The sequence below is a fragment of the Acinetobacter equi genome (assembly GCF_001307195.1).
Lineage (GTDB): Bacteria > Pseudomonadota > Gammaproteobacteria > Pseudomonadales > Moraxellaceae > Acinetobacter > Acinetobacter equi.
Map to the genome: position 1 here is coordinate 2,749,958 of NZ_CP012808.1, position 25,701 is coordinate 2,775,658.

General features: G+C 34.6%; 28 protein-coding genes. 13 read left to right on the forward strand and 15 right to left on the reverse strand.

Going from position 1 to position 25,701, the window contains the following annotated elements:
* Window positions 1-2 precede the first annotated feature (2 nt).
* The 6 genes from AOY20_RS12945 to AOY20_RS12970 all read right to left on the reverse strand — a co-directional run bounded on the left by AOY20_RS12945 (window position 3) and on the right by AOY20_RS12970 (window position 5,018).
* The gene (locus tag AOY20_RS12945; RefSeq protein WP_054582249.1) at window positions 3-1,004 is read right to left on the reverse strand and encodes a quinone-dependent dihydroorotate dehydrogenase; all 1,002 of its coding nucleotides are present in this window, start codon (window positions 1,002-1,004) and stop codon (window positions 3-5) included.
* A 90-nt stretch (window positions 1,005-1,094) separates the two neighbouring features.
* Window positions 1,095-1,574, reverse strand: a complete 480-nt coding sequence (gspM, locus tag AOY20_RS12950) for a type II secretion system protein GspM (protein ID WP_054582250.1) — start codon at window positions 1,572-1,574, stop codon at window positions 1,095-1,097.
* Entirely contained in the window at window positions 1,574-2,713 is a 1,140-nt protein-coding gene (gene gspL, locus AOY20_RS12955; RefSeq protein WP_054582251.1) for a type II secretion system protein GspL, read from the reverse strand. Before gspL ends, gspM begins: the two co-directional genes overlap by 1 nt.
* Window positions 2,714-2,742: 29 nt before the next feature.
* Window positions 2,743-3,198, reverse strand: a complete 456-nt coding sequence (locus AOY20_RS12960; RefSeq protein ID WP_054582252.1) for a SixA phosphatase family protein — start codon at window positions 3,196-3,198, stop codon at window positions 2,743-2,745.
* A 158-nt stretch (window positions 3,199-3,356) separates the two neighbouring features.
* The gene (locus tag AOY20_RS12965; protein ID WP_054582253.1) at window positions 3,357-4,424 is read right to left on the reverse strand and encodes an NAD(P)H-dependent glycerol-3-phosphate dehydrogenase; all 1,068 of its coding nucleotides are present in this window, start codon (window positions 4,422-4,424) and stop codon (window positions 3,357-3,359) included.
* Window positions 4,425-4,442: 18 nt separating this feature from the next.
* Entirely contained in the window at window positions 4,443-5,018 is a 576-nt protein-coding gene (locus AOY20_RS12970) for a nitroreductase family protein (protein ID WP_054582254.1), read from the reverse strand.
* Window positions 5,019-5,238: 220 nt separating this feature from the next.
* Here AOY20_RS12970 and AOY20_RS12975 point away from each other — a divergent pair, with 220 nt between their 5' ends.
* The gene (locus AOY20_RS12975) at window positions 5,239-5,610 is read left to right on the forward strand and encodes a hypothetical protein (RefSeq protein WP_054582255.1); all 372 of its coding nucleotides are present in this window, start codon (window positions 5,239-5,241) and stop codon (window positions 5,608-5,610) included.
* Between the two features lie 70 nt (window positions 5,611-5,680).
* Here the strand turns inward: AOY20_RS12975 and rhlB are convergent, their stop codons facing one another.
* Window positions 5,681-6,832: an ATP-dependent RNA helicase RhlB gene (gene rhlB / locus AOY20_RS12980; RefSeq protein WP_054582256.1), complete on the reverse strand. Its 1,152-nt coding sequence runs from the start codon at window positions 6,830-6,832 to the stop codon at window positions 5,681-5,683.
* Between the two features lie 103 nt (window positions 6,833-6,935).
* The gene (locus tag AOY20_RS12985; protein WP_004280099.1) at window positions 6,936-7,151 is read right to left on the reverse strand and encodes a cold-shock protein; all 216 of its coding nucleotides are present in this window, start codon (window positions 7,149-7,151) and stop codon (window positions 6,936-6,938) included.
* Window positions 7,152-7,528: 377 nt separating this feature from the next.
* Between AOY20_RS12985 and AOY20_RS12990 the strand changes: the two genes are divergently transcribed.
* The 6 genes from AOY20_RS12990 to AOY20_RS13015 all read left to right on the forward strand — a co-directional run bounded on the left by AOY20_RS12990 (window position 7,529) and on the right by AOY20_RS13015 (window position 11,020).
* A complete protein-coding gene (locus AOY20_RS12990; protein WP_054582257.1) occupies window positions 7,529-7,762 on the forward strand; it encodes a sulfurtransferase TusA family protein in 234 nt (77 codons plus the stop codon).
* Window positions 7,763-7,897: 135 nt separating this feature from the next.
* Window positions 7,898-8,767: an RNA polymerase sigma factor RpoH gene (rpoH, locus tag AOY20_RS12995; RefSeq protein WP_054582258.1), complete on the forward strand. Its 870-nt coding sequence runs from the start codon at window positions 7,898-7,900 to the stop codon at window positions 8,765-8,767.
* 140 nt (window positions 8,768-8,907) lie between these two features.
* A complete protein-coding gene (locus tag AOY20_RS13000; RefSeq protein WP_054582259.1) occupies window positions 8,908-9,273 on the forward strand; it encodes a DUF423 domain-containing protein in 366 nt (121 codons plus the stop codon).
* Between the two features lie 14 nt (window positions 9,274-9,287).
* Window positions 9,288-9,485 (forward strand): sulfur carrier protein ThiS, encoded by a 198-nt coding sequence (thiS, locus tag AOY20_RS13005; protein WP_054582260.1) that lies wholly within the window; start codon window positions 9,288-9,290, stop codon window positions 9,483-9,485.
* Between the two features lie 12 nt (window positions 9,486-9,497).
* Window positions 9,498-10,283 carry a thiazole synthase gene (locus AOY20_RS13010; protein ID WP_054582261.1) on the forward strand — a complete coding sequence of 262 codons (786 nt, stop codon included), beginning with the start codon at window positions 9,498-9,500 and terminating at the stop codon, window positions 10,281-10,283.
* 68 nt (window positions 10,284-10,351) lie between these two features.
* Window positions 10,352-11,020 (forward strand): hypothetical protein, encoded by a 669-nt coding sequence (locus tag AOY20_RS13015; RefSeq protein WP_054582262.1) that lies wholly within the window; start codon window positions 10,352-10,354, stop codon window positions 11,018-11,020.
* Between the two features lie 126 nt (window positions 11,021-11,146).
* Here the strand turns inward: AOY20_RS13015 and AOY20_RS13020 are convergent, their stop codons facing one another.
* The gene (locus AOY20_RS13020) at window positions 11,147-11,758 is read right to left on the reverse strand and encodes a glutathione binding-like protein (RefSeq protein ID WP_054582263.1); all 612 of its coding nucleotides are present in this window, start codon (window positions 11,756-11,758) and stop codon (window positions 11,147-11,149) included.
* 218 nt (window positions 11,759-11,976) lie between these two features.
* Here AOY20_RS13020 and AOY20_RS13025 point away from each other — a divergent pair, with 218 nt between their 5' ends.
* On the forward strand, window positions 11,977-13,428 hold the full coding sequence (locus tag AOY20_RS13025; RefSeq protein ID WP_054582264.1) for a SulP family inorganic anion transporter: 1,452 nt from the start codon (window positions 11,977-11,979) through the stop codon (window positions 13,426-13,428).
* Between the two features lie 58 nt (window positions 13,429-13,486).
* Here AOY20_RS13025 and AOY20_RS13030 read toward each other — a convergent pair whose 3' ends face one another.
* The 5 genes from AOY20_RS13030 to AOY20_RS13050 form a co-directional block, all read right to left on the reverse strand.
* Window positions 13,487-13,906 (reverse strand): BLUF domain-containing protein, encoded by a 420-nt coding sequence (locus AOY20_RS13030; protein WP_227510339.1) that lies wholly within the window; start codon window positions 13,904-13,906, stop codon window positions 13,487-13,489.
* Between the two features lie 81 nt (window positions 13,907-13,987).
* Window positions 13,988-14,722 (reverse strand): proteasome-type protease, encoded by a 735-nt coding sequence (locus tag AOY20_RS13035; RefSeq protein ID WP_054582266.1) that lies wholly within the window; start codon window positions 14,720-14,722, stop codon window positions 13,988-13,990.
* A 15-nt stretch (window positions 14,723-14,737) separates the two neighbouring features.
* Window positions 14,738-15,517 (reverse strand): transglutaminase family protein, encoded by a 780-nt coding sequence (locus AOY20_RS13040; RefSeq protein ID WP_054582267.1) that lies wholly within the window; start codon window positions 15,515-15,517, stop codon window positions 14,738-14,740.
* Complete coding sequence (locus AOY20_RS13045; RefSeq protein WP_054582268.1) at window positions 15,514-16,116, reverse strand: alpha-E domain-containing protein; 603 nt, start codon at window positions 16,114-16,116, stop codon at window positions 15,514-15,516. Before AOY20_RS13045 ends, AOY20_RS13040 begins: the two co-directional genes overlap by 4 nt.
* Before the next feature lie 20 nt (window positions 16,117-16,136).
* The gene (locus tag AOY20_RS13050; RefSeq protein ID WP_054582269.1) at window positions 16,137-17,684 is read right to left on the reverse strand and encodes a circularly permuted type 2 ATP-grasp protein; all 1,548 of its coding nucleotides are present in this window, start codon (window positions 17,682-17,684) and stop codon (window positions 16,137-16,139) included.
* A 233-nt stretch (window positions 17,685-17,917) separates the two neighbouring features.
* Between AOY20_RS13050 and AOY20_RS13055 the strand changes: the two genes are divergently transcribed.
* The gene (locus tag AOY20_RS13055) at window positions 17,918-18,919 is read left to right on the forward strand and encodes a helix-turn-helix transcriptional regulator (RefSeq protein ID WP_054582270.1); all 1,002 of its coding nucleotides are present in this window, start codon (window positions 17,918-17,920) and stop codon (window positions 18,917-18,919) included.
* 520 nt (window positions 18,920-19,439) lie between these two features.
* Window positions 19,440-20,003, forward strand: coding sequence for an NAD(P)/FAD-dependent oxidoreductase (locus tag AOY20_RS13060; protein WP_054582271.1), 564 nt, complete (start codon window positions 19,440-19,442; stop codon window positions 20,001-20,003).
* Window positions 20,004-20,114: 111 nt separating this feature from the next.
* Here AOY20_RS13060 and ppsR read toward each other — a convergent pair whose 3' ends face one another.
* On the reverse strand, window positions 20,115-20,951 hold the full coding sequence (gene ppsR / locus AOY20_RS13065) for a posphoenolpyruvate synthetase regulatory kinase/phosphorylase PpsR (protein ID WP_054582272.1): 837 nt from the start codon (window positions 20,949-20,951) through the stop codon (window positions 20,115-20,117).
* Between the two features lie 155 nt (window positions 20,952-21,106).
* On the opposite strand from ppsR, the gene ppsA reads away from it, so the two are divergent.
* The 3 genes from ppsA to cyoA all read left to right on the forward strand — a co-directional run bounded on the left by ppsA (window position 21,107) and on the right by cyoA (window position 25,700).
* Window positions 21,107-23,485, forward strand: a complete 2,379-nt coding sequence (gene ppsA / locus AOY20_RS13070) for a phosphoenolpyruvate synthase (protein WP_054582273.1) — start codon at window positions 21,107-21,109, stop codon at window positions 23,483-23,485.
* Between the two features lie 63 nt (window positions 23,486-23,548).
* Complete coding sequence (locus AOY20_RS13075) at window positions 23,549-24,334, forward strand: RDD family protein (protein WP_054582274.1); 786 nt, start codon at window positions 23,549-23,551, stop codon at window positions 24,332-24,334.
* A 292-nt stretch (window positions 24,335-24,626) separates the two neighbouring features.
* Window positions 24,627-25,700, forward strand: coding sequence for a ubiquinol oxidase subunit II (cyoA, locus tag AOY20_RS13080; protein WP_054582275.1), 1,074 nt, complete (start codon window positions 24,627-24,629; stop codon window positions 25,698-25,700).
* Window position 25,701 lies beyond the last annotated feature (1 nt).

Here is a 25,701-nt window from a genome sequence, read left to right on the forward strand (position 1 = left end):
ATCTATAATGCATTAATACAATCTTGAACCAATTTTGGTCCTGTATAGATTAATCCACTATACACTTGTACCAAACTTGCTCCAACTTCACGTTTTGCTACAGCATCTTCACCTGATAAAATACCACCAACACCAATTAGTGGAATTTTTCCATCCAAGGCTTTAGAAAACTCTGCTAAGCATTTTGTACTTTTTTCGAAAACAGGTGCACCAGATAAACCACCAACTTCATTACCATATGGAAGATCTTCCACACCTTCACGTGATAATGTTGTATTTGTGACAATCAATCCATCAATTTTATACTCAATCAATTGATTCGCAATAAATTGAATATCTTCTTGTTCAAGATCTGGCGCAACTTTTAACACAAGCGGTACATAATGCTGAAATTCATCTGCTAATTCTAACTGACGATTTTTCAAAGTCTTTAGCAACTCTGTAAGTGCATCACCACTTTGTAAACTACGAAGGTTTTTTGTATTGGGAGAAGAGATATTTACAGTAATATAAGAAGCGTAATCGTAAACTTTTTCCAAGCAAATCAAGTAATCATCGACTGCATTTTCAACAGGTGTATCAGCATTTTTACCAATATTAATGCCTAAAATTCCTTTAAAATTTGCAGATTTCACATTCTCAATAAGCTTATCAACCCCTTCATTGTTAAATCCCATACGATTAATAATCGCTTTTGCTTTTGGAAGTCTAAATAAACGAGGATGAGAATTACCTGATTGAGGACGTGGTGTGATTGTCCCAATTTCAATAAAGCCAAAACCTAAATCAGCCAAAGCATCAATATATGCACCATTTTTATCTAAACCTGCTGCCAATCCAACTGGATTTGGAAATTCAATTCCCATACAAGTCACAGGTTTATGAGGAACAGTTTGACGCATCAAGCCCATTTTATGAGTTGATTTCAATAAGGATAATGTGAGTTCATGCGCACGCTCCGGTGCTAAAGAGAATAACAATGGGCGAGCAAGAGAATACAACATATCGGTAAAAGTCTACTGCTTTTTAAGTCAGTGCATTATAGGCATGAGCGATAAAAAAAACCATGCTTTGCAGTACTATATTTTTACCACCTATACCACTGTTGCTGTTAATTTAATCTGACCACCCTCTGAAATTAATTCCATTTTTTCAATACTTAAGCCTAATTGTGCCAACTGAGTCATAAAATTTCCAAGCACTGCATAGCTCTCATGACTGATCATTATTTGTACTTTTCCAGCATTTTCTTGTGCACTGAGAGATAATCCCATCGATTGTGCTGTACGCTGAATTTTATCTGCTGTGCTTAACGAAGCATCTTCTACAGGTTTCATCGTCGCAGCATTCATCTGCATCCAAGTTATAAGTTCATTTAACTCATGAATTCGTTTTTGCTGATTTTCAGCAGCTTGGTGCATATACCACAGTGCAGAGCCAATTCCTGCAACAATCACAAATACTGCAGTAAAAATCACCATTATTCGTTCACGTGTACTCAATCGCTCAAGATATTCTTCGATCTGATCCGAAATTATCGTTATTCTATTTTCTAGTGTTTCTTTGATGTTCATTACTGTACTTTCACCAATCCAACCACACCTAATGTATCTGTTTTAATATTACCTAGTTCAACTTTTAAACCCTGTTGACTTAATTGTTGGCTTAAATTCTGTAAACTTTGTGTATCTTTTGCCTTTAAGACCATATTGAGCCCTTGCTCATCATAATTAATTTGATCTGCAATAATTTGATTTTGCATCATTATTGGACCAATTTGACTTAACAAGTTCAGAGCAGATAAATTTGCCGTTTGACTTGCATTCATTTGCCCTTTAAATTCACTTCTTATATTTTGCTCTGTTACCCGCAAATTCTGACCAAACCATGATTTATATTGCTGAATTGCTTGCTCAGCAGTTTGATTCGCTACATTTTTCAACTTCATCCATCGTAACGCATCATAACTAAATTGCACAAAAATAATTGCAATAATGACAGCTATACATGTTTTCCAATAATCTGTAACCGTCGATTTACTCTTTGACTTTGGAATAAAATTCCAGGGATGTTGCTTAATTTTTTTAATTGATTCAAATTTTAAATCAAAAACTTCGATTTGATCTTCTGTAACACATGAAGTTAATACTTTGTATTGATGATAATTCAAATCAGCAACTCTATAGCACTGCTCTTTTTTTTGAAAATCTATATATATAGATAAGTCATCAATTGAATTTCCTGTAAATTCACCTTCTCTGACAAGTAATCGATCACCTAGATTTGCAATCACAGTCTGCCCTTTTTCAGGTAAAGGTAAAACTAGAAAATCTGGTAATAATGCAACAACTTTCACGGGAATCAACATTAAAGAATGAATAATATTTTCCAGTGTTTGATTTGAAATACCCGAAATAAACAATTGATCTGGCTGTTGAAAAAAATGCATAACTTTCATGCTATCAATCGGCTGTATCGTAAACTCTTCCAACAAGTATCGGACACCATCATTCCCCAATTTTATATACTGAGGTTTCGATAATGTTTGTTGAATTGCCTGTAAATGCCGACTTGGAAAATACACTACAGTCTCAGTACCATGATAAGACTGAATAGAATGGATCAACATTTCCAAACTTTCCGCTTTAAACCACGTTTCGCCAATTGACCAAAACCAAATACCATTCGTTTCAGGCATCCATAAATGCAACATGCTCTTCTGCCATTATATTTAAATTATTTTTATACTGTAGGTATGTAACTATTTACTTGTGTTGAAAGCCCTTGAGCAATAACAACTTGATCAAAAATACGTGCTTCTGCTAATGAATATGGATGAAAAGATTCCATCGTTAAGATTGTTGAAATATGAGCAACAACATTCATATGACATACAACAGCAATAGATTCATAAGGTAAATAAGATAACCATTCAACCGCAACCTTTGCATCGTCTTCAGGTTTAATCGCATTACAAATCACAACAGGTACATCTTTAAAATATACCTGTAAATACGATAATGTTTCTTGTGCTCTTAATAATGGACTCACCACAAATACATCTGGCTGAATTTTTTTTCTTAAAAACCCTGCTATTTCAGCAGCCTGCAAATGTCCACGCGGTGTTAATGGACGTGATATATCATTTCCATATACTGGAGGTGCCGCCTCTCCATGCCTAACCAAAGTCAATTGCATTGCTTTTCCTTTCCTATATTCTATCTTCTGATTTTTATTACCATCTTTTTTAAGATTTGAAATTAAAAATCAGCATCAAATTTTATATCAACACAATTATAAAGTTTTACCATGACAAATACCTGACAGTATTTGTCATTTTTATATTAATTTTCTGCTTACTGATGTGGTAGAACAAACTCCACATCACTACGATTACCATTTTTCATTAAAGAAAATGCAATACTTACTGGTGGTGCACCTTGATAAATCACATCATATAGTGCACATGTGATTGGCATATATACACCTAGGTCTTCAGCACGTTTCTTGACCTGAACAATCGTATTAATACCTTCAGCAGTTTGACCCAGCTCTGTTGTCGCCTGCTCTAAAGTTTTTCCTTTTCCTAGAGCATAACCGACTTGATAGTTACGACTTAAAGGGCTACTACAAGTTGCAAACAAATCACCAACACCAGACAAACCAAGAAAGGTTAATGGGTTTGCACCTAATGTTACAGCAAAGCGACTCATTTCAGCCAAAGCACGTGTCAAAATCATACTTTTTGTATTTTCACCCACATCATATGCTGCTGCCATACCCATTGCGACCGCATAAATATTTTTTAACGCACCGCCAAGTTCAACACCATTTACATCATCACTGGCAAATACACGAAATAATGCACTATGTAAGGCTTGCTGAACTGATGTTCTAACCAATTCTGAATCACTCGCAATCACAGTTCCAGCAGGCTGTCCTGCAACAATTTCTTTTGCTAAATTAGGACCAGAAAGTACACCATAAGGTACTTCAGGTAATTCTTGGCAAATGATATCGCTCATAAAACTAAACGTTTCTGCTTCAATACCTTTCGTTAAAGATACAATCGCCTGACCACTAATAAATGGTTTTGTCTGTTTTAAAACACTTCTAAAGGAATGGCTTGGAATTGCGACTAAAATAATATCTCGATCTCTTACCGCAAGTTCTAAGTCCGAAACAGCCTTAAGTTCAGGTTCTAGTAAAAAATCAGGTAAATAACGCTTATTGATATGTGTTTCATTAATCTCTTTCGCAACAGCATCATCACGAATCCAAATCATGGTATCGCAACCATTACGGACCGCAGTATTTGCCATGGCAGTACCAAAACTACCACCGCCTAGAACTGTAATCCTTAAATCACCTTCTTTTTCTATTTTCAATTGATCAATTAAACCTGAAAAATCCAACTCAGACATAATGTCTTTTTCCTTATTTTATTTATTCCAATGATGCACAAACTCATTTACGTTTATTTCATGCCTTGGCGGTATTGCTTTAACCGCTGTTCCAATATAAATAATACCCGAGATTAAGTCATTTTCATTTAAACCGAGTGCTTGCTTAAAATGCTTTGATTCTACAACTGCCCCACTGCGCCACATTGTCGAAAACCCCTGTGCTTGTAGTGAAAGTAAGAAGTTTTGAATTGCTGCGCCAGTACTTAAAGTCTGCTCAAAATATGGAACTTTAGGATGCTCAATAAATTTAGTTAATGCAATTACCAATAGTGGTGCACGATAAGGATGATTCTTCACTCTCTCTAATTGCGCTGCTTCAGTTTGACCTGTATCCGCTAATGCTTGTGATAATAACTCACCAAATGCTTCACGTTGATCTTCAGGAATCACCACAAATCGGGTTGGTTTTAAACGATGATGATCAGGTGCTGTTAAAGCTGCAACAAAAGCTTTTTCTAACTGCTCTGCATTCGGAGCTGGTTCAACTAAATGCCCAATAGATTGACGTTGATGAATATTTTGATGCACGCTCTCTACGACTAAATCAACCATTGCATTTACAATCTAACTGAAATTAACTCTTAGATTAGCACAAACAATTTTTCTTTCTCCACTTCAATATGTAGAATATTTTATCTAAGTATTACATGTAAAATCTCTTTAAATATAATAGATATACAATAAAATTAAGCTTTTCATATATTTCTCCATTTTTCACATCTATTTTTATGATTCAATGGATAGATTAAATCACTAACTGATTGAGTAAAATATGAATAAAAAAATGGTATTAACTGGCCTCTTTTCAGCACTACTCATGAGTGCTTGCTCAACCACACCATCAAACCACACAACAATCATCCAAAAACCAAATAGTCAATTCGAAGTAACAGGATTAGGCAAAACCGAATTAATTGCTAAAAATAATGCTGCAAATGCAGCAAATAAATCTTGTGGTAAATTATCTGCAATTATTTTAAATGAAAAAACAACTTACAACGGCGTATTACAAGGAGTTGTTGACCCTCAAACTGGAAAACTTATTCAAGCAGCAACAAATGTTTTAGGCAAACTCTCAGGTACCAATACAGATATATCAAATGATGATGATTATCAAACAACGCTAAGTTTTCAATGTAAATAATAGCCATAAAAAAATGCCACTTTATCGTGGCATTTTTTATCTCTTCAACCCTCTTTAAGGATTTACTCGATTAGCAATAACCATCTAATCGCGTTAGCGGTAATTTTTGCCCAATCGCTTTTTCAATTTCTGGAAGATAAAAAGCATCATCTTCAGACAAGAAACTAATACTTACACCACGAGTACCTGCACGACCCGTACGACCAATACGATGTACATAATCATCTGACTGCTCTGGTAAAGTAAAATTGATGACATGAGAGACACCATCAACATGAATACCACGACCAGCAACATCAGTTGCAATCATAATATTTTGTTTACCATTTTTGAACTGATCAAGCATTTTTAAACGCTTGTCTTGTGCAATTTCACCTGAAAGCATTACAACTTTATAACCATCTTTTTTCAAATGATCGTATAAGCGTCTAACTTGGTCACGACGATTTGCAAAAATCATCACTTTTTCAATAGGTTCATCACGTAAAATATCTTGCAATAATTTATATTTATCTGAACCTGCAACCATGTAAACTCGTTGTTCTACATCTGCATTGGTCTTCTTATCAGGTTCAATTTCAACTGTTACAGGTTCAAATAACCATTGCTGAGCTAAATTTAATACATCATAGTTAAATGTCGCAGAGAACATTAAAGTTTGGCGTTGTTCTTTTCTTGGTGAATAACGAACAATACGCTTAACAGATGGAATAAATCCCATATCCAATAAACGATCTGCTTCATCAATTACTAAAAATTCTATCTGATCCAACCAAACTTGCTTTTGTTCAACTAAATCAATGAGTCGACCTGGTGTTGCCACCATAATATCTACAAAATTTTTATCTAAAAGTGAAGTTTGCTTATCAAAATCAACACCACCAAGAAGCGTCACCAAATGTAAATTCGTAAACTTAGTTAACTCTTTAGCATCACTTTCAATTTGTAATGCAAGTTCACGTGTCGGAGCCAAAATTAATGCACGTGGTTCACCACGGTATCTCTGTTCTTGAATTGGATTATTCAGCAGATCATTGATTACACTAATTAAGAAGGCAGCTGTCTTACCAGTACCAGTTTGTGCTCGACCAATTGCATCATGCCCGGCTAATGTATATTTTAAAACCTTCTGCTGAATTGATGTCATAGTGCTAAAGCCTAATGCATCAATTGCTTTTTTCAAATCAGGATGTAAATTTAAGGTTTCAAAACCAGCTGACATATTAATATGCTCTAACTCACTAATGGATAAATAAAGTTTTTACATTATAAACAAAAAACGCCCCAATATACATCAGGGCGTTTTCCTCAAACCAATCTAAAGATTAGTCTAATGGCTGAACTTCTTCAGCTTGGAAGCCTTTTTGACCTTTAACTACGCTGAATTCAACGCGTTGACCGTCACGAAGTGAACGGTGGCCGTCGCCTTGGATAGCACGGAAGTGAACAAATACATCATCACCGCCATTGCGTTGAATAAAGCCAAAGCCTTTAGTGTCGTTAAACCATTTTACTACGCCTTGTTCGCGAGCAGCTGTCATAAGTTAATCCTCATTGATTTAATAGAAGGACCACCCGGTGTTGCAAACAGCAGACAAACAAGGGTTAAAAACAATTTTTATTTCTAATCTTGTAATCATTCTGTGAAACTATTAACAAAATCCCGGTTACATCCATAATATGAAGTAGGTTTCAAACAATTTTTAGTTGTTGTAAATCCTAATTCGAAATGAGCTTACCATGTGTTTAAAACAATTAATAGATTTTTTTTTATATATCTTATTCAATTTTAGTGATTTAATTTATACGTCATTTTTATGCATAGACCTTTGTTAAATTAAATAAATTTTTTTTTGGATTTGGCTTTAAATTTGCTAATATAATATGTTCTTAAATGTAATTTACTTAAAATTTGATCATGAATGATATTGATTCATCAATGAATGTCATTGACGCAATGGGTAAACCTTGCCCCATGCCATTATTAATGCTCAAACGTTCATTAAAGAACAATCAAGGAAAAAAAATTTTATTAAAGTCTTCAGACCCACACAGTTTGCAAGATATTTCACGTTACTGTGAAATAAATCACATCAAATGTGAATCCTTGAAGATTTCAGAATATGAATTTCACTATATTATTGAAGTATAATATGATCTTTCTGTTCTCATTTTATTCATATTTGACATTAAAGATTACATTTCTTCACTAATTGAGCTTTAATGTCTAACGTTATTAGCTTTAAGATAAAGCATAGTCATTTACACAATCCTATGAGGAGACAATATGAGTGACAGCAGCAATCAATTGATGCCCCTGTCATTATCGGCGCCAGGTGCAAATCTCGGTGCTTATATTAGTACTGTCAATCAAATACCAATTTTAACAGCTGAACAAGAAAAAGAGTTAGCTGAACGATATTTCTATGACCAAGATCTTGACGCTGCAAAGATGCTAGTCATGTCACATTTACGTTTTGTTGTGCATATTGCACGTAGCTATGCGGGTTATGGTTTGCCGCAAGGGGATCTCATCCAAGAGGGCAATTTAGGCCTAATGAAAGCTGTTAAACGCTTCGACCCTAATATGGGCGTACGTTTAGTTTCTTTTGCTGTCCATTGGATCAAAGCAGAAATTCATGAATACGTCATTCGTAATTGGCGTATTGTTAAAATTGCAACAACAAAAGCTCAGCGTAAATTATTCTTTAATTTAAGAAGTTTAAAAAAATCGAGTAAAAAACTTACCCTCGAAGAAGCACAATCAATTGCAAATGACTTAAATGTAACAGCAGAACAAGTCCTTGAAATGGAAGGTCGTTTAACTGCTTACGATGCTGCATTTGAAGCTTCAGGCGATGATGACGACGAAGGTTCAACTCACGTTGCTCCTGCATTGTACTTAGAAGACAATCGTTATGATCCAGCTCGCTTAGTTGAAAATGAAGATTATGAAGAACAAAGCACCGCTGCACTTCATGATGCAATGGAACAGCTTGATGATCGTTCTCGTAATATTCTACAACGTCGCTGGTTAGATGATGATAAATCCACACTACATGAGCTTGCCGCTGAATATAACGTTTCTGCGGAACGTATTCGCCAATTAGAAAAAAATGCGATGGAAAAAATTAAAGTCGCAATGTCATCCAATTAACAATATAAACAATGATTAAAAAAAGGGCCAAGTGCCCTTTTTTTAATACATAAAACTTCAATAATTGAAACGCTATTATACTTTATTGAAACAGCACATTTATGCTATGTTTGAAACACTTTTAGTGTTGGTAAATTATTATGTGGATTGCAATTGCGGCACTCAATTTAGCTTTCGCTGTAATGCTAGGTGCATTTGGTGCACATGGACTCAAAGCTCATGCAACAGAAGCTCAACTTGCTTGGTGGCAAACCTCCACAGATTATTTTTTTTATAGTGCCTTAGGTTTATTGGCTATTGGCATTATTGCCAAAGTCATTCCACAAATTCCAATTAAATCTAGTTTCCTACTTATTCAAATAGGAATTTTATTTTTCTGTGGATCTTTATATATCATGGCACTAGGCTTACCACGAGGCTTAGGTGCAATCACACCAATTGGTGGTGCACTGATGATTTTAGGTTGGTTATTATTGGCATGGAATGCATTTAAATATGCAAAATAAAATAGGATTTTAAAATGAAAATCTATTTAAATGGCGAACAACAAGAAACTCAATGTACCAATCTTTTACAACTCATTCAGGAACTTGCTTTAGAGGGTAAACGCTTTGCTGTAGAAAAAAATGAAATGATTATTTCTAAAAGCAAACTTGAGCAAGCTATTCTTACCGAAAACGATAAAATTGAAATTATTCATGCCGTCGGTGGCGGTTAATTTGGAGTACACATGGAAGATACAGCCCTTAAAATTGGCTCACGCATATTTCAATCTCGCCTACTCGTAGGTACTGGAAAATATAAAGACCTGCATGAAACAGATTTAGCTATTCAAGCAAGTGGTGCAGAAATTGTGACTCTCGCTATTCGTCGAGTCAATATTGGACAACACCGAGATCAACCGAATTTACTTTCTGTAATTCCACCTGAAAAATATACATTATTACCAAATACCGCAGGTTGCTTTGATGCAAACAGTGCTATTCGCACATGCATGCTTGCACGTGAGTTACTAGATGGTCACAACCTTGTAAAACTTGAAGTTTTAGGTGATGAAAAAACACTTTATCCTAATATCACAGAAACCTTAAAAGCTGCTCAAACCTTAATTGAAGATGGTTTTGAAGTTATGGTTTATACATCTGATGATCCAATTGTTGCACAAGAACTTGAAAGTATGGGTTGTGTCGCGATTATGCCTTTAGGTAGCCTCATTGGTTCTGGTTTAGGAATTTTAAACCCGCACACTATTTCTATTATTAAAGAAAATGCAAAAGTTCCTGTTCTTGTCGATGCAGGTGTTGGAACAGCAAGTGATGCTGCTATTGCAATGGAATTAGGTTGCGATGGTGTACTTATGAATACCGCTATTGCAGCAGCACAAAATCCAATTTTAATGGCATCTGCAATGAAAAAAGCAGTTGAAGCAGGTCGAGAAGCCTATTTAGCAGGTCGTATGCCTCGTAAACGAATGGCGAATGCAAGCTCACCTGAAACTGGGTATTTCTTTAAATAAGACTGATAATTTTTTCGTGAAAAGAATGTTGAAACATTCTTTTCACTTTCTAATATTTGAGAATTACAATGAAAATAATTTTTACCTTTCTTTTAATTTTAATCCCCTCTTTTACATTTTCTCAAACAACATCTTCTAAATTAAAATCATTAATCCCTAAAAATTGGGAAGTACTTACTTACGCAGAAGGTAGTTTAAGCGCAGATAATCTAGATGATCTCGCTATTATTATTCAACCAAAAAATACCAATATTAAAAATAGAAAATTACTGATTTTTTTTAAACAAAACCAAAGCTATCAAAAAATATTATCTAAAGAAATTCCTGAATGGACATATAGAGATCAAGAAGCATGTATGAGTGATGCAATTGATGAAGATAGTTTGACTATTAAAAATAAAATTTTAGATATTTCATTTAATGACTTGAACACTTGTTCAAATTGGTATGGGCTAGAATGGAAATATCGTTTTAAATATATACAATCACAATTTACTTTAACAGGTTTCGATTATTGGCTTCTTTATAAGACTGATGGAACGCTTAAACAATATAGTGGAAATTTTTTAACAAAAAAATTAAAAATAACTTTAAGTAATGCATTCGATGAAAATATTCAACCTAAAATTACTTGGTCAAGCTTAAAACCTATTATCCCTAATACACTTCAACAGATTCAATTTCAACATAATCAAAGCGCTCTAGATCAAATGACTTCAAATGAATTAAAAGAATAGATATATTTTTCACTTATTTTTTGATCACCATATATCATTTAAAATAAAATACCTTTTAGAAACCATCAACAATATAAATAAAAACAGCCTTTTTAAAAGGCTATTTTTTAATGAAGAATACTTAATTTAAGCAATTAACCCTTCATCACGCATAGCGATTTGTACCGATTGACGAGCACCAACTTTGTCTCTTAATGCTAATATATTTTTATATGAGCTTAAGTCATGATGAATCACACTTGACCAATTTGTAATAACAAATAAGTATGCATCAGCAGGACCAAAGTTATCATCTACCAAATATTCATTGTCTGATTCAGCAATTGTTTTATCAATATATGTCAATAAACGATCTAATTCTGCATAAGCTTTTTGTTTTGCATCATCAGTTAATGCTGCTCCAAAAAATACTGAATACGCATCATGTAATTCAGAATTCAAATATCCTAGCCATTCTAGAACTTTTGCTCGCCCCATACCTGAAGGAGGAATCAAGTCTTGCTTAGGATCATGTTGAGCTAAAAAAGGTAAGATTGCGACATTTTCAGTTAAAATCAAACCCGGATTAATCTCTAAAGCTGGAACATAACCTTTAGGATTAATCTCATAATAATTTGTACCCTTTTCTGTTGTATGGGTTTTTAAATTAACTTTTTCTAAATCAAAATCGACATTAATTTCATTTAAAATAATATGGGCAGCTAATGAGCATGCACCAGGAGAATAATATAGCTTCATACCTAATCCTTGTTACTTATCTATTTACTGTTCTATCTAGCTTCTATTGAACTTTCAAGTGATATTACCTATAAAATTACAAAAAAGCGCAAATTTACACATTTATCTTTACCCATTTAATATTGATGATTATTTAGACTTTTTCAAGTAGAAAATCACTGCTTTTATCGGCAAATTTGCTTTAACATAACCATCTTTATTTTTTTGAACAAATAATCGTGATTAGCCTGAAAAAAGCAGAATGGTTTTCTAATATACGTACAGATATTTTAGCTGGATTAGTAGTTGGATTAGCATTAATTCCTGAATCTATCGCCTTCTCAGCTATTGCAGGCGTAGATCCACAAGTTGGGCTTTATGCTTCATTTTGTATTGCTGTTTCAATCGCCTTTCTAGGTGGTCGCCCCGCTATGATTTCAGCAGCAACAGGTGCTTTAGCACTTCTAATGATTACATTAGTTAAAGAGCACGGACTACAATACTTACTCGCTGCCACAATTTTAACGGGTATCATTCAAGTGATTGCTGGCTATTTCAAAGTTGCAAAACTTATGCGTTTTGTTTCAAAATCTGTTGTGTTTGGTTTTTTAAATGCACTTGCTATTCTAATTTTTATAGCACAATTTCCTGAAATACAAAAAATGGATGCTCTAGGATATCTATTTATTGCTTTAGGCTTAATCATAATCTATACATTTCCATATATTCCCAAAATAGGTAAATCAATTCCTTCCCCACTTATTTGTATTATTATTTTAAGTTCAATTGCACTATTTCTAGGTGCAGACATGCGAACTGTCAGCGATTTAGGACACTTTCCAGATACACTACCAATTTTCCTAGTTCCACAAATTCCTTTCAATTTCGAAACTCTTTCTATTATTTTTCCATATTCAGTTACCTTAGCAACTGTTGGTTTACTTGAAACCATGATGACAACAACTGTTGTAAATGAAGTCACGCAAACTGAAGCTGACCGTCATCAAGAATGTCGAGGGCAAGGTTATGCAAATATTGTGAGTGGTTTTATGGGAGGAATGGCTGGCTGTGCCATGATTGGACAATCGATTATTAATGTTAGCTCTGGTGCTCGCACTCGTTTATCAACATTAGTAGCTGGTATTTTTTTACTCTGCCTAGTCGTCTTCTTTAAAGATTGGCTTGCATATATTCCAATGGCAGCATTAGTCTCCATCATGATTATGGTCTCATTTACCACTTTTCAATGGGATTCTGTTAGACATTTTAAGCAACATCCACTGTCATTTAATGTTGTGATGATTTCTGTTGTTATTATTGTACTTTGCACACATAATTTAGCGCTTGGCGTATTTATTGGTGTTCTGTTATCAGCATTGTTCATTATTAATCAATTGGAAGCTTCAGTAAAAGTTGAAACTAATCTTAAAAATACACAATGTAGAATTTACATAATTTCTGGACAAATATTTTTTAGTAGCTCAGATAAGTTTTTCCAACTTTTTAACTTCAATGAAAATATTCAAAATATCGAAATTGACCTAACACATGCGCATATATGGGATATTACATCCGTAAATATGTTAGAAAGTGTAGTGAATAAATTTAAACAACAAGGTATTTCAGTTCATATTACAGGCTTAAATGAAGCAAGTAGCACATTAATTGAAAAATATAACTCTAGCATATAAAAGAAATATACATAAAACCCAATCAATATTTGATTGGGTTTTTTAATATATGTTCATTTTATGCTGCATGATCTTCAATGAATACGAGTAAATCGACCAATTCATTAACCTGCTGTTGACTAAGTTGTTCAGGATGAAAACCCAAGACATTGCATGACAATAAATATTGCTGAATCATGCTTTGCTTTGAAACATACTTCATTGCCCAATCAGAGAATTTTCTTACTTCTATTTCCTGCATTTCAAAAAATTGGAGTTCCGTATGTCTTAAGTCCTTTTCAAGCTTTTCTTTTAATATAAATAAATCATCTTTTTCGCCCTCTAAATACTGAAAAAATGTTCCATCTGCAAAATACAAAACTCCAGTTACATCATGAAGAACATTAAAATTTCTTGCCTCAGAAAGTATATTTCTTAAATCTATTAACAATTGTTCTTTTGAGGAGGTGGTTTTACTTGTATAACTCAATTTAAACACTAAATATCCCCTTGAAAAAAATAAAAAAACCACATTTACACAATTGCAAATGTAGTTCCTTTTTAACAAAAGCTCAAACAATTATTCGAAATAATCACATGTTGGCTTAGGCAAGTCTAATAGTCCTTTTTTCAACAAATCTGACCACTCATGGCTAATTCTTTGAAAATACTTGTCCGATTCAAAAATACGCTTACCATTTGGAACGATTAAACTGTCTTTTTGATAAACGACAACATCTAACGGCATTCCAACGGATACATTAGAACGCAAGGTAGAATCAAATGAAATTAGACTACAACGCAATGCTTCATCAAGGGGCATATCATAAGCCAGTGCACGATCAAGGATCGGTTTTCCATATTTACTTTCACCAATTTGAAAAAAAGGCGTATCTTTTGTTGCACAAATAAAATTTCCTTGCGGATAAATATTATAAAGCTGCATGGGCTCATGACCAATTTGCCCTCCCAATAAAAGGCTACAATAATAATTGCTCTGTTCTAAAGTATCTGTTGTTACATCATTGATCACTTTTTTGAGCGTTTGTCCCACCAGTTCAGCAACTTCAAACATTGTATTTACACTATATAAATTTGGCTCTTGCTTTATCGTTAATTGATTTTTTAGAAACCCAATAACCGCTTGTGTTGTTGCCAAATTTCCTGAGGTTTGAATGGTAAAAAATCGCTTACCGGGCTGTCCAAAAATATATAATTTCCGAAATACTGAAATATGATCAACTCCTGCATTTGTGCGCGTATCGCTAACAAACACCAAACCCTCTTTTAAACGTAGCGCACAACAATAAGTCATAATTCCCTCTTTTATCTAACAAGCAAGAACCTGCACAATTGAGTGCATGGTTTCTGTGCCACCTTTTTCTCTAACGCCCCTTACCGGTGCAACATCTAAATAATCTCGACCAACTGCAACATATACATGCGATTTTGGTGAAAATAATTGATTACTAATATCAAAAGAATACCATGTGTTATTTAAAAACACCTCACACCATGCGTGACTTGCCAGATGAGGCATATTATCAACATGCAAATAGCCAGAAACATATCGTGCTGGTACACCTAAAGCCTTACACATCGCAATAAATACATGACTATGATCCTGACAAACACCTTGCTGATGCTCAAAAGCCTCTATAGCAGATGTCATAACATTTGTTGATTTAGGAACATATAGAATGTAGTCCAACACAGCTCCCGCTAATTGCACTAAATTTCCATAATTAACTTCAGGAACATAGCGATGTGCAAATTCCTTCATTTCAGGGCTACATAATGTATTAACTGTGGGTTGTAAAAACAAATACGGATTCAAACGATCAGATAAACCTAAAACAGTACTTGTATTTAATTCAACAATTCCTTGAGCCATAATCGTCATTTGTTGATAGTCAAAGCGTTGTGTACTAGTAATCCATACATTATTAAATGCATCGATCTTTTTTTCTCTACTTCCTGGTACACTTATATCCCAATAATGTACTTTTTGATGTGCATTATTAAACGGCGTCATTTTTAAATACTGAATGCTATTACATGCATGTTCAGTATACTCAAAATGTGTTTGATGATTAATCATGAGCTTCATAGTTTTACCTCAAACATATTCTGAATACACTGACTAAATACATAATAATTTTGATCACTCGGTTGATGCTTTAGGTCAATCCAAACATCATCTAATTCATACCATCCAATATCTTTTAATTGTTGAATAACAATATTTAAGTCATTAAGTGTTTCTATCAACTCTTGTTTTAATCTCAACTGTCTATCAAGTTGCTCCAATAACTGCCCCAATTTAAAAAACAAATAAACATCATTGGCTTCAGCTTCAAAAATTTCACAACAATCACTCACAACATCACAGATATAACCTGGATTTTCACTTGCCAATTTAATTAATTGACCTAATTCAGCATATCCTTTTGCCGACAAGATTCCTCTTAATTCATGAATATTATTCTTCATGAACATAAATTGTTGTTCAAATGACGCTGACTGATTCACATTCAAAACCAATTCATTCAATGAAGATGCATCAAATGCAGGTAAACAAAATGCTTTTGCATATTCCAATGCAAGCTCATCTTGTTGAAATGGAAAACATTGACATAAATACTGCGTACGCGTGATATAGCGCCCCAACCAAAAAATATGCTCTGCATTACTATTTAATAGAATCATTATTATTCCCTCATTTTTTCTTAAGAATGCACTTGATCAACAACCCAAGTATCCTTAATTCCCCCACCCTGAGATGAGTTCACGACCAAAGAACCTTCCTGCATTGCCACACGTGTTAACCCTCCAGGTACAATCTCAGTACGATAAGGTGAACTTAAGACAAATGGTCTTAAATCAATATGTCTTTCTGCAATACCCTGCTCTGTCAAAGTAGGTGAAACTGAAAGCTCTAATGTTGGCTGTGCAATATATAAATGTGGTGTTGCAATAATTTTATCTTTAAATACAGAGAGTTCACGCTCACAGGCTTGAGGACCAATTAACATGCCGTATCCACCAGAACCTTGAGCTTCTTTAACGACCAACTTATCTATATTCTCTAAAACATAATCTAAGGATTCTTTTTCTCGACATTGATACGTTGGAACATTCCGTAAAATTGGGCGTTCTGCCAAATAAAAATCTATCATTTTATCAACATATGGATAGATTGATTTATCATCTGCAACCCCTGTACCTGGCGCATTTGCAATAACTACATTGTGCTGTAAATATGCCGACATTAACCCAGGTACACCTAATGTACTATCAGGCTTAAAGCATAGAGGATCAATAAATGCATCATCTACACGACGATAAATCACATGGACTTGTTGCTTTCCTCGAATTGTTTTGACATAGACTTTGTCATTTTCAACAAATAAATCACGAGAAGTCACTAAAGGCACATCCATTTCTCTTGCTAAAAATGCATGTTCATAATAAGCACTGTTATAACGTCCTGGCGTTAAAACAACAATAAATGGTTTATCAACATAGGCATTTTCAGCCAATATTTCTTTTAATAAATGTGGATATTCTTCAATATCTAAAATATGACTTCTACGACAAAGATCTGGCATTAATTTTTGGCTAATTTTACGACCTTCCAGCATATATGAAACACCTGAAGGGGTTCTCAAATTATCTTCTAAAACAAAAAAATCACCTCGGCTGTCACGAATAATATCAACACCACTAATTTGACTATAAATACGACCTTTTAAATTATGAGAAAGCATTGCAGGTTGATATGCTTCGTGTGATAAAACTTGTAATTCAGGAACAATTCCTGCTTTTAATATTTCTTGTTCATGATAAATATCATGTAAAAATAAATTCAATGCTCGTACACGCTGCGAACATCCTAATGAAATCTTATTCCATTGCTGTTTTGCAATAATTCTTGGTATTACATCAAATGGAATTGTACGTTCAATTCCTTCATTTTCCCCATAAACCGTAAATGTAATGCCTTCATATAAAAAATGCTGTTTAGCACGATCATTTAATGCATTTAATTCATCTATATTGAATTGAGATAACCATTGTGCAATACGATTAGACGCCTCCCCCATCATCGCTTGATCATCTAACAACTCATTAAAAAATTTTGATTGCATTGTTTCAAATAAATGTTGAGTTTTTTGATGTACAGAGTTTCCCCCGTCAATCTTTACATCACGAGCAATATGACTCGTCGCAAAAGCATCCACACCTAAATCTTTTTCTAAATTATCATTCAACATAGCAACCCTCTCTTTTATCATTTATTGGATTCACATATGCAATTTAGATGCCAAAAAATAAACAATATTATAATTTAAAATTGTTATATCAATGTATTACAATAAATGAATTGCTTTCACGTGAACGAATGTTGCAGAATATCAGTCTAATGATTCTCATGAGTTTGATGCTTTTTTATTTAAGCTCATCTTTTTAAAAACTGATTTTTTTAATTTGATTTCTGAAACTACATATGTCAACCCAAGAAAAAGAAACATCTAATACCTTATATCGTCAGTGGCAAATTTTGTCCCGACTTTCTACAGGGAAATGGATGGGAACAAGAGAATTACAAGAAATTTTGCAACGTGAAGGCATTGACATTAGTCTTCGAACAATTCAACGTGATTTAAATCAAATTTCCCAACGTTTTCCGATTGAAAATAATGGTACCGTTCCACAGGGTTGGCGCTGGAGATCAGATGCCCCTATTCAAAGCCTACCTCATATGACCAGCTCTCAAGCAGTTACATTCATGATGGTGGAGGAACATTTAAATCACTTACTACCACCAAGTTTAATTGAAGAAATGACGCCATGGTTTGACTTAGCACGTCGTAGCCTTTCCAATCAAAATAACGTACGTCAATGGATTAATAGAGTTAGAATTGTTCCAGCGACTCAGCCCTTAATTCCACCTTTAGTTGAAAGAACTGCGCAACAAGCAATTTACGAAGGTTTGTTACAAGATAAACAATTAGAATGTACTTACCAACCTCGTATTTCTATTTCATCCGAAGAAAAAACATATATCTTAAATCCGCTTGCGCTTGTACAAAAAGGTGCTGTTATATATTTAATATGCACGCGTTTTGATAAAACAGATATCCAAACTTTTGCATTACATCGTTTTAAATCTGCGAAAGTTCTTGAATCTAGAGCTTTACATCCTGTCGATTTTAACATTGATAAATATATCGAATCTGGTGCACTCGGTTTCAGAGTCGACTATTCAAGACCCACCGAAAATATTCAGATTAAACTCACCATGAGCGAACATGATTCAACCTATTTTGAAGAATGCCAACTCAGTACAGATCAAACAATTATTAAACAAGATGATGGCTTAATGATTGTTTCAGCAACAGTGCCTTATACGTCCCAATTAGTATGGTGGTTACGAGGTTTTGGAAAAATTATTCAAAATATTGAACCTTTATTTCTATTCAATGTAGTCAAAGAAATTGAAGATTAGAAAAGTGAGTCCCTTAAAAGGACTCACCCATTTTTTATTATATTTTTCTATTTATAAGCACTCTAAATTTTAACTTTTGAAAGCGAATGTTTTTATGCTTATACAGTCCACTCATGACATTAGCACATGCATGCTAATTCAGCAGTATTATAACGAATCGACTTTTTCGTCATTACCAACCTCCATTTTATTTTCTGTTTATGCACTATAAAAACTTTATACACAGAATGGAAATCACAAGATCTACTACTTAAATCATATTTTTTATTTAACAGTAAATCATCGTTCTATATTCAAAAAAACTAAATGAAATTTACATTTTACTTACCATAATTAATTGTTCTCATAATTTAAACAGCAAGATATTTTCAATTAATCCATAACTTTAATTTTAAAACTCAAATAACTACAACAAACTGTCTGATCAGTTCAAATTTTACTATTTTAGAATACCCAAATTAAAAGTATAACTTTTCACATAACCTAGAATTTTATTAAAAGTATAAATACAGGAATAACAATGATCGAACCAACAAACGTTACACTCGAAAAACATCCATTTTTTCACAAAAGTATTTCTTTCGATTTTCACGGAAAAATTATTCAATCTAAAGAGATCGAATCACAAAACTTTTCAGCAAAAAATGTTGCAATTATAGGGACAGATCAAAATACCGTCACACATCTCAATTCAATTTGTAATAGTGCTGAATCTGTAGTCGTATTTCAAATTAAACCCAAATATATACTACCTAAAACAGATAAATTATTTCAAAAATTCATACATCCATTATTTACAAGAAATAAGCGATTTTTAAATCAAAGAATAAAATCAATTACCTCTCTAAGGTTTTTAGAAAATAAAGTAATCAATGATTGGTTGAGAAAACAGCTAAGCCCCAATATTGCAAATATTCCTAAAAAATTTTTAAGATCGGATGATTACTACACCGCCCTTCAGTCTAAAAATTGTCGTCTTATTACATGGCCAATAAAAAAAGTGGTCAAAAAACAATTAACTTGTATGGATAATTCATCTTATCCAGCTGATATTATTATATTATCTGAGCATGAAATTGATTAAAAAATATTTAAACGCTTCATTCATTCAATAGTTTTAAGTGATAATTAAATAGAAAAATGTAATAAAAGAGCCATATCAATAGCTCTTTTAAGTTTTAATCATAAAAATGATTTAGTTAATACGACGTTTGAGACCTGTCATTTGAATAATACGTGTTGAGATTTCCTCGATGGACATTTCAGAGACATTTAAATATTTAATGCCTTCAGAAATATAAATTCCTTCAATAGCTCGAAGCTCCATTTGACATTGGTTAAAACTCGCATAGCGACTTCCTGCTTTTCGCTCTGTACGAATAGCCACAAGGCGTTCAGAGTCAATCATCAATCCAAATAGTTTATTTTTATGTGGTCTTAATACTGCTGGTAAACGGTTATCATCAAGGTCTTCTTCTGTTAATGGATAGTTCGCTACACGTATACCAAATTGTAAAGAAAGATAAATTGCTGTTGGTGTTTTTCCTGAACGAGACACCCCGATGAGAATCAAATCAGCCTTATCATAATGGCGTGTACGTGCACCATCATCGTTATCTAAAGCAAAATGTACTGCATCAATACGCGCTTTATATGATTCAGCATTCGTCACAGCATGTGTTTGCCCGACTAAAGTTGTAGGCTTGGTTCCAAGCTCTGTAGACAATCTCTCTATAAGTCCTTCAAATACATCAAGATTCACAGCATTTGCTGTATTAATAATATCTCGAACATCTTGATCAACTAAAGTATCAAATACCAAGGGTTGCTGACCATCTAACTGTGAACGTGCATTAATTTCAGCCACAACAGCTGTGGCAGCCTCTTCAGTATTGATATAAGGAATAATATGAATGTCGAAATCGACATGCGGAAACTGTGCTAACAGTGAGTGTCCAAGGGTTTCAGCCGTAATGGCAGTACCATCAGAAATAAAAAAAACACTCCGCTTAATTTGTTTGTCATCCGACATTTAAAATTCTCCTTAAACATTTGTCTTAGTACTATATAATCATTATAGTAACCCCATCTTACATGACTGTCGCTTAGTAAAGTCAATTACTAAGTTTTTTTGATATAATTTCATGCCAAGATAGTGATTAATACTGCAAAAGTGGAGTAACAACTTTGGAAGCGCGCGTAATTGGTCTAGAAAAATTAGGGAAGAATGATGTTGAACTAGTTGGTGGGAAAAACTCATCACTAGGAGAGATGATCAGTCACTTATCAAATGCTGGTGTTTCGGTACCTGGAGGCTTTGCAACAACAGCTGCTGCATATCGTGAATTTCTCGAGCAGAGTGGCCTAAACGCTAAAATTAATGCAGAACTAGCAGCATTGAATGTCGATGATGTGAATGCTCTAGCTGAAACTGGCGCAAAAATTCGTCAATGGATTGTAGATACTCCGCTTACAGCAGAATTAGAAAAAGAAATTCGTGCTGCATTCGAATCATTATCTAACGGCAACCCTGACATCGCGGTTGCCGTTCGTTCATCTGCAACAGCAGAAGATCTTCCAGATGCATCTTTCGCTGGTCAACAAGAAACTTTCTTAAATATTCGTGGCATTGATAATGTTCTGATTGCAATTAAAGAAGTTTTTGCATCTCTTTATAATGACCGTGCTATTTCTTACCGTGTTCACCAAAACTTTGCACATGACGTTGTAGCGTTATCTGCTGGTGTTCAACGTATGGTTCGTTCTGAAACTGGCGCTGCGGGCGTTATGTTTACACTAGATACTGAATCTGGTTTCCGTGATGCAGTATTTATCACTGCATCTTATGGTTTAGGTGAAATGGTTGTTCAAGGTGCCGTTAACCCTGACGAATTCTATGTATCTAAACCACTTCTTAACGCTGGTAAACATGCAGTTTTACGTCGTAACCTTGGTTCTAAACATCAAAAAATGGTGTATGGCGAAGAAGGTGCTGCTGGTAAATCTGTTGTTGTTGTTGATGTTGAAAAAGCTGATCGTCAACAATTTGCATTGAATGACCAAGAAATTCAAGAATTAGCGAAACAAGCGCTTATCATTGAAAAGCATTATGGTTCACCAATGGACATCGAATGGGCAAAAGATGGCGATGATGGTTTAATCTATATTGTCCAAGCTCGTCCTGAAACTGTAAAAAGCCGTGAAAACGTTGGCACAATGGAACGTTACCTCCTAAAACAAAAAGGTACTGTGATTTGTGAAGGTCGTTCAATTGGTCAACGTATTGGTTCTGGTCGCGTACGTATTGTCACTTCTATTAAAGAAATGGATAAAGTACAAGACGGTGACGTCCTTGTTTCAGACATGACTGACCCAGATTGGGAACCAGTAATGAAGCGTGCTGCAGCAATTATCACTAACCGTGGTGGTCGTACTTGCCATGCTGCAATTATTGCTCGTGAACTTGGCGTTCCCGCAATTGTAGGTTGCGGTAATGCAACCGAAATCTTAGTTGATGGTCAAGAAGTGACTGTTTCTTGTGCTGAAGGTGATACAGGCTTTATTTACGAAGGTTCTTTAGATTTTGAAATTCAAAAGAATTCAGTTGAATCTATGCCAAAGCTTCCGTTCAAAATTATGATGAACGTAGGCAACCCTGACCGTGCATTTGATTTTGCTCAAATTCCAAACGAAGGTATTGGTCTTGCTCGTTTAGAATTCATCATCAACCGTATGATTGGTGTGCATCCTAAAGCATTACTTAATATTGATAGCCTTCCACGCGAAACACGTGCTGCTGTAATGGCTCGTACAGCTGGTTATGCTTCTCCAATCGAGTTCTATGTTGAAAAACTGGTTGAAGGTATTTCTACACTTGCCGCTGCTTTTGCAGATAAACCCGTTATTGTTCGTATGTCTGACTTTAAGTCAAATGAATATGCAAACTTAATTGGTGGTAAATTATACGAGCCAGAAGAAGAGAACCCAATGCTTGGTTTCCGTGGTGCAAGTCGTTATGTTTCTGACAACTTCCGTGATTGCTTCGAATTAGAATGCCGTGCATTGAAAAAAGTTCGTGATGAAATGGGCTTAACTAATGTTCAAATCATGATTCCATTCGTACGTACTGTGGCTGAAGCAAAACGTGTAATTGAACTTCTTGCATTAAATGGTCTTAAGCGTGGTGAAAATGGTCTTAAAGTGATCATGATGTGTGAATTACCAACCAATGCATTATTGGCTGAACAATTCCTTGAGCACTTCGATGGATTCTCTATTGGTTCAAATGACTTAACTCAGTTAACATTAGGTCTAGACCGTGATTCTGGTATCGTATCTCATTTATTTGATGAACGTGATGCAGCTGTTAAAGTCCTTCTTTCTATGGCAATTCAAGCATGCCGTAAAGCAGGTAAATATGTAGGTATCTGTGGTCAAGGTCCTTCAGATCACCCTGATCTTGCTAAATGGTTAATGGAACAAGGTATTGAATCAGTTTCATTGAATCCAGACTCAGTTCTAGATACTTGGTTCTTCCTTTCTGAAAAAAATACTCAACAAGCGTAATAAAACGTGATAAAAAGACCCATTAATGGGTCTTTTTTATTTTTGATTTGGAATTTAAAATTTATGCAGATTTACTTGGCACGCAATAATCAACAAGCTGGTCCATATACACTTGAACAATTAAATCAAATGTTAGCAAGTCAACAAGTTTTACTAACAGATTTAGTTTGGCATCAAGGTATGACTGAATGGAAGGCGCTAGGTGAACTCACCCAAGGACAATTTGTTTATCAACCAAATATCCCTTCTTCTCCTTCTGAGCCGGCACCTCCGTTTAACACACCAAATAACAATCAAAATAGTACTTACAAGGCTCAATCGACTCAAAATAGATCAACAGACACTCAAGCTGAACTTGCATCATTAGGCTCTCGCTTTGCTGCAAAAGTCATTGATTTACTACTTTGGCTCCCTGCTTTTGTTATTCCTTCTTTTTTCTTTCAAGCAGAACAACAAAAACAATTGATAGAATTACAACAAAAGTTACAATCTGCAACAACATCAAATCAAGTTGAGCAGCTACAAAGTCAACTATTTGGTATGATTCCTATGGAAGCATATCAAGCAATGGGCATATACATTTTCATTATGCTGATTATTCAAGCTGTGATCATTTCAAAAACAGGTCAAAGTATTGGCAAACGTCTACTAAAAATTAAAATTGTAGATGCTGAAACTCAAGCACCAGTCAGTCTACTCAGAGCATTTACAATTCGCTCTGTTCTGTTCATTTTTTTGAATGCCTTGCTCTTTCCATTTATCACTTTTTTAGATTTTGCTTTTGGATTGAGCAAAAAACGTCAAACATTGCACGATAAACTAGCAAAAACAATTATTATAAAAAAATAAATACCCTTATAGCCATTAAGGATTAAGCCTCCTTAATGGCATACAGTATATTGATATTAAAATAAAATTATTATAAAAAAATACAATTCCGAGCGGTAAAATTGGTTTTTATTACAGCTATTTAAAGCACTTTTATGTATAGCTTAGTTCTCAGATATAAGGCATAATGCCCTACAACGTAGCGGTGTCTTATGATTGGAACATCTACTTGATAGTAATTCCCAATCACAAGACACTTTAATCGCTATCCCATATTTTTTTAGGGAATGGGACTCTTCACCGAGGTTGTAAAATGAGACAAACAATTTTAGCTGTATTGTCTTTATCAACGCTTGCTGCACTCTTAACTGGGTGTGGTGGTGATATGGTACTTCTAAACTCTAAAGGTCCAGTAGCAGAAGGTCAAAGTAACCTGATGATGACTGCGATCTACTTAATGCTTTTGGTGGTTATTCCATCTGCTTTAATGGCATTATGGTTTGGTTGGAAATATCGCGCGTCAAATAAAGATGCAGACTATAAACCGACTTGGGCACACTCTACTGCAATTGAAGTTGTAGTTTGGGGTATTCCCGTAATTATTATTGGTATTTTAGCTTGGTTAACTTGGTGGGGCTCCCACAAGTATGACCCATACCGCCCTCTTGAATCTGAGAATAAGCCTTTAACTGTTCAAGTGATTGCTGAACAATTTAAATGGATTTTCATCTATCCAGAACAAGAAATTGCAACTGTAAACGAATTACGCTTCCCAGAGAAAACTCCGTTAAGCCTTCGTTTAACATCTAACTTTACGATGAACTCTTTCTTCATCCCAGCGTTAGGTGGACAGATCTATGCAATGGCAGGAATGCAAACTCACCTGAACTTATTGGCAAATGAAACTAGCCCAGCTGATGGCTACCGCGGTTTCTCTTCTAACTATTCAGGTTATGGCTTCTCACAAATGCACTTCCGTGCTTATTCTGTGACTGATGCACAATTTGCTGAATGGGTTGATGCAATCAAAGCAGGTCAAGGTACTACAATTAATCCTAAAGCAATTCAAAAGCCGATCTTAGATCAGGCGGAATTTGCTGCCTTGCGTGATGGCAACCGCTCTAAGCACCAAATTGAAGTACTTATAGCAAATGCAAAAACTCCTGAAGAAAAGGCTGCTGCTGAAGCAATGAAGCCTTATCCAACTAAGCCATCTCCAGTAATGTATTTCTCTACTGTAGAAAAAGGCTTATTTGAATCAGTGATCAATAAATATATGTCTAACTATCATGGTGCTGATCACTCAGCAACTGCGGTAGAACAGAATGCTCCTGCATCTGAAGCACATGTAGATGTTGAACATGCAACTGCTTCTCAAGGAGAATAAT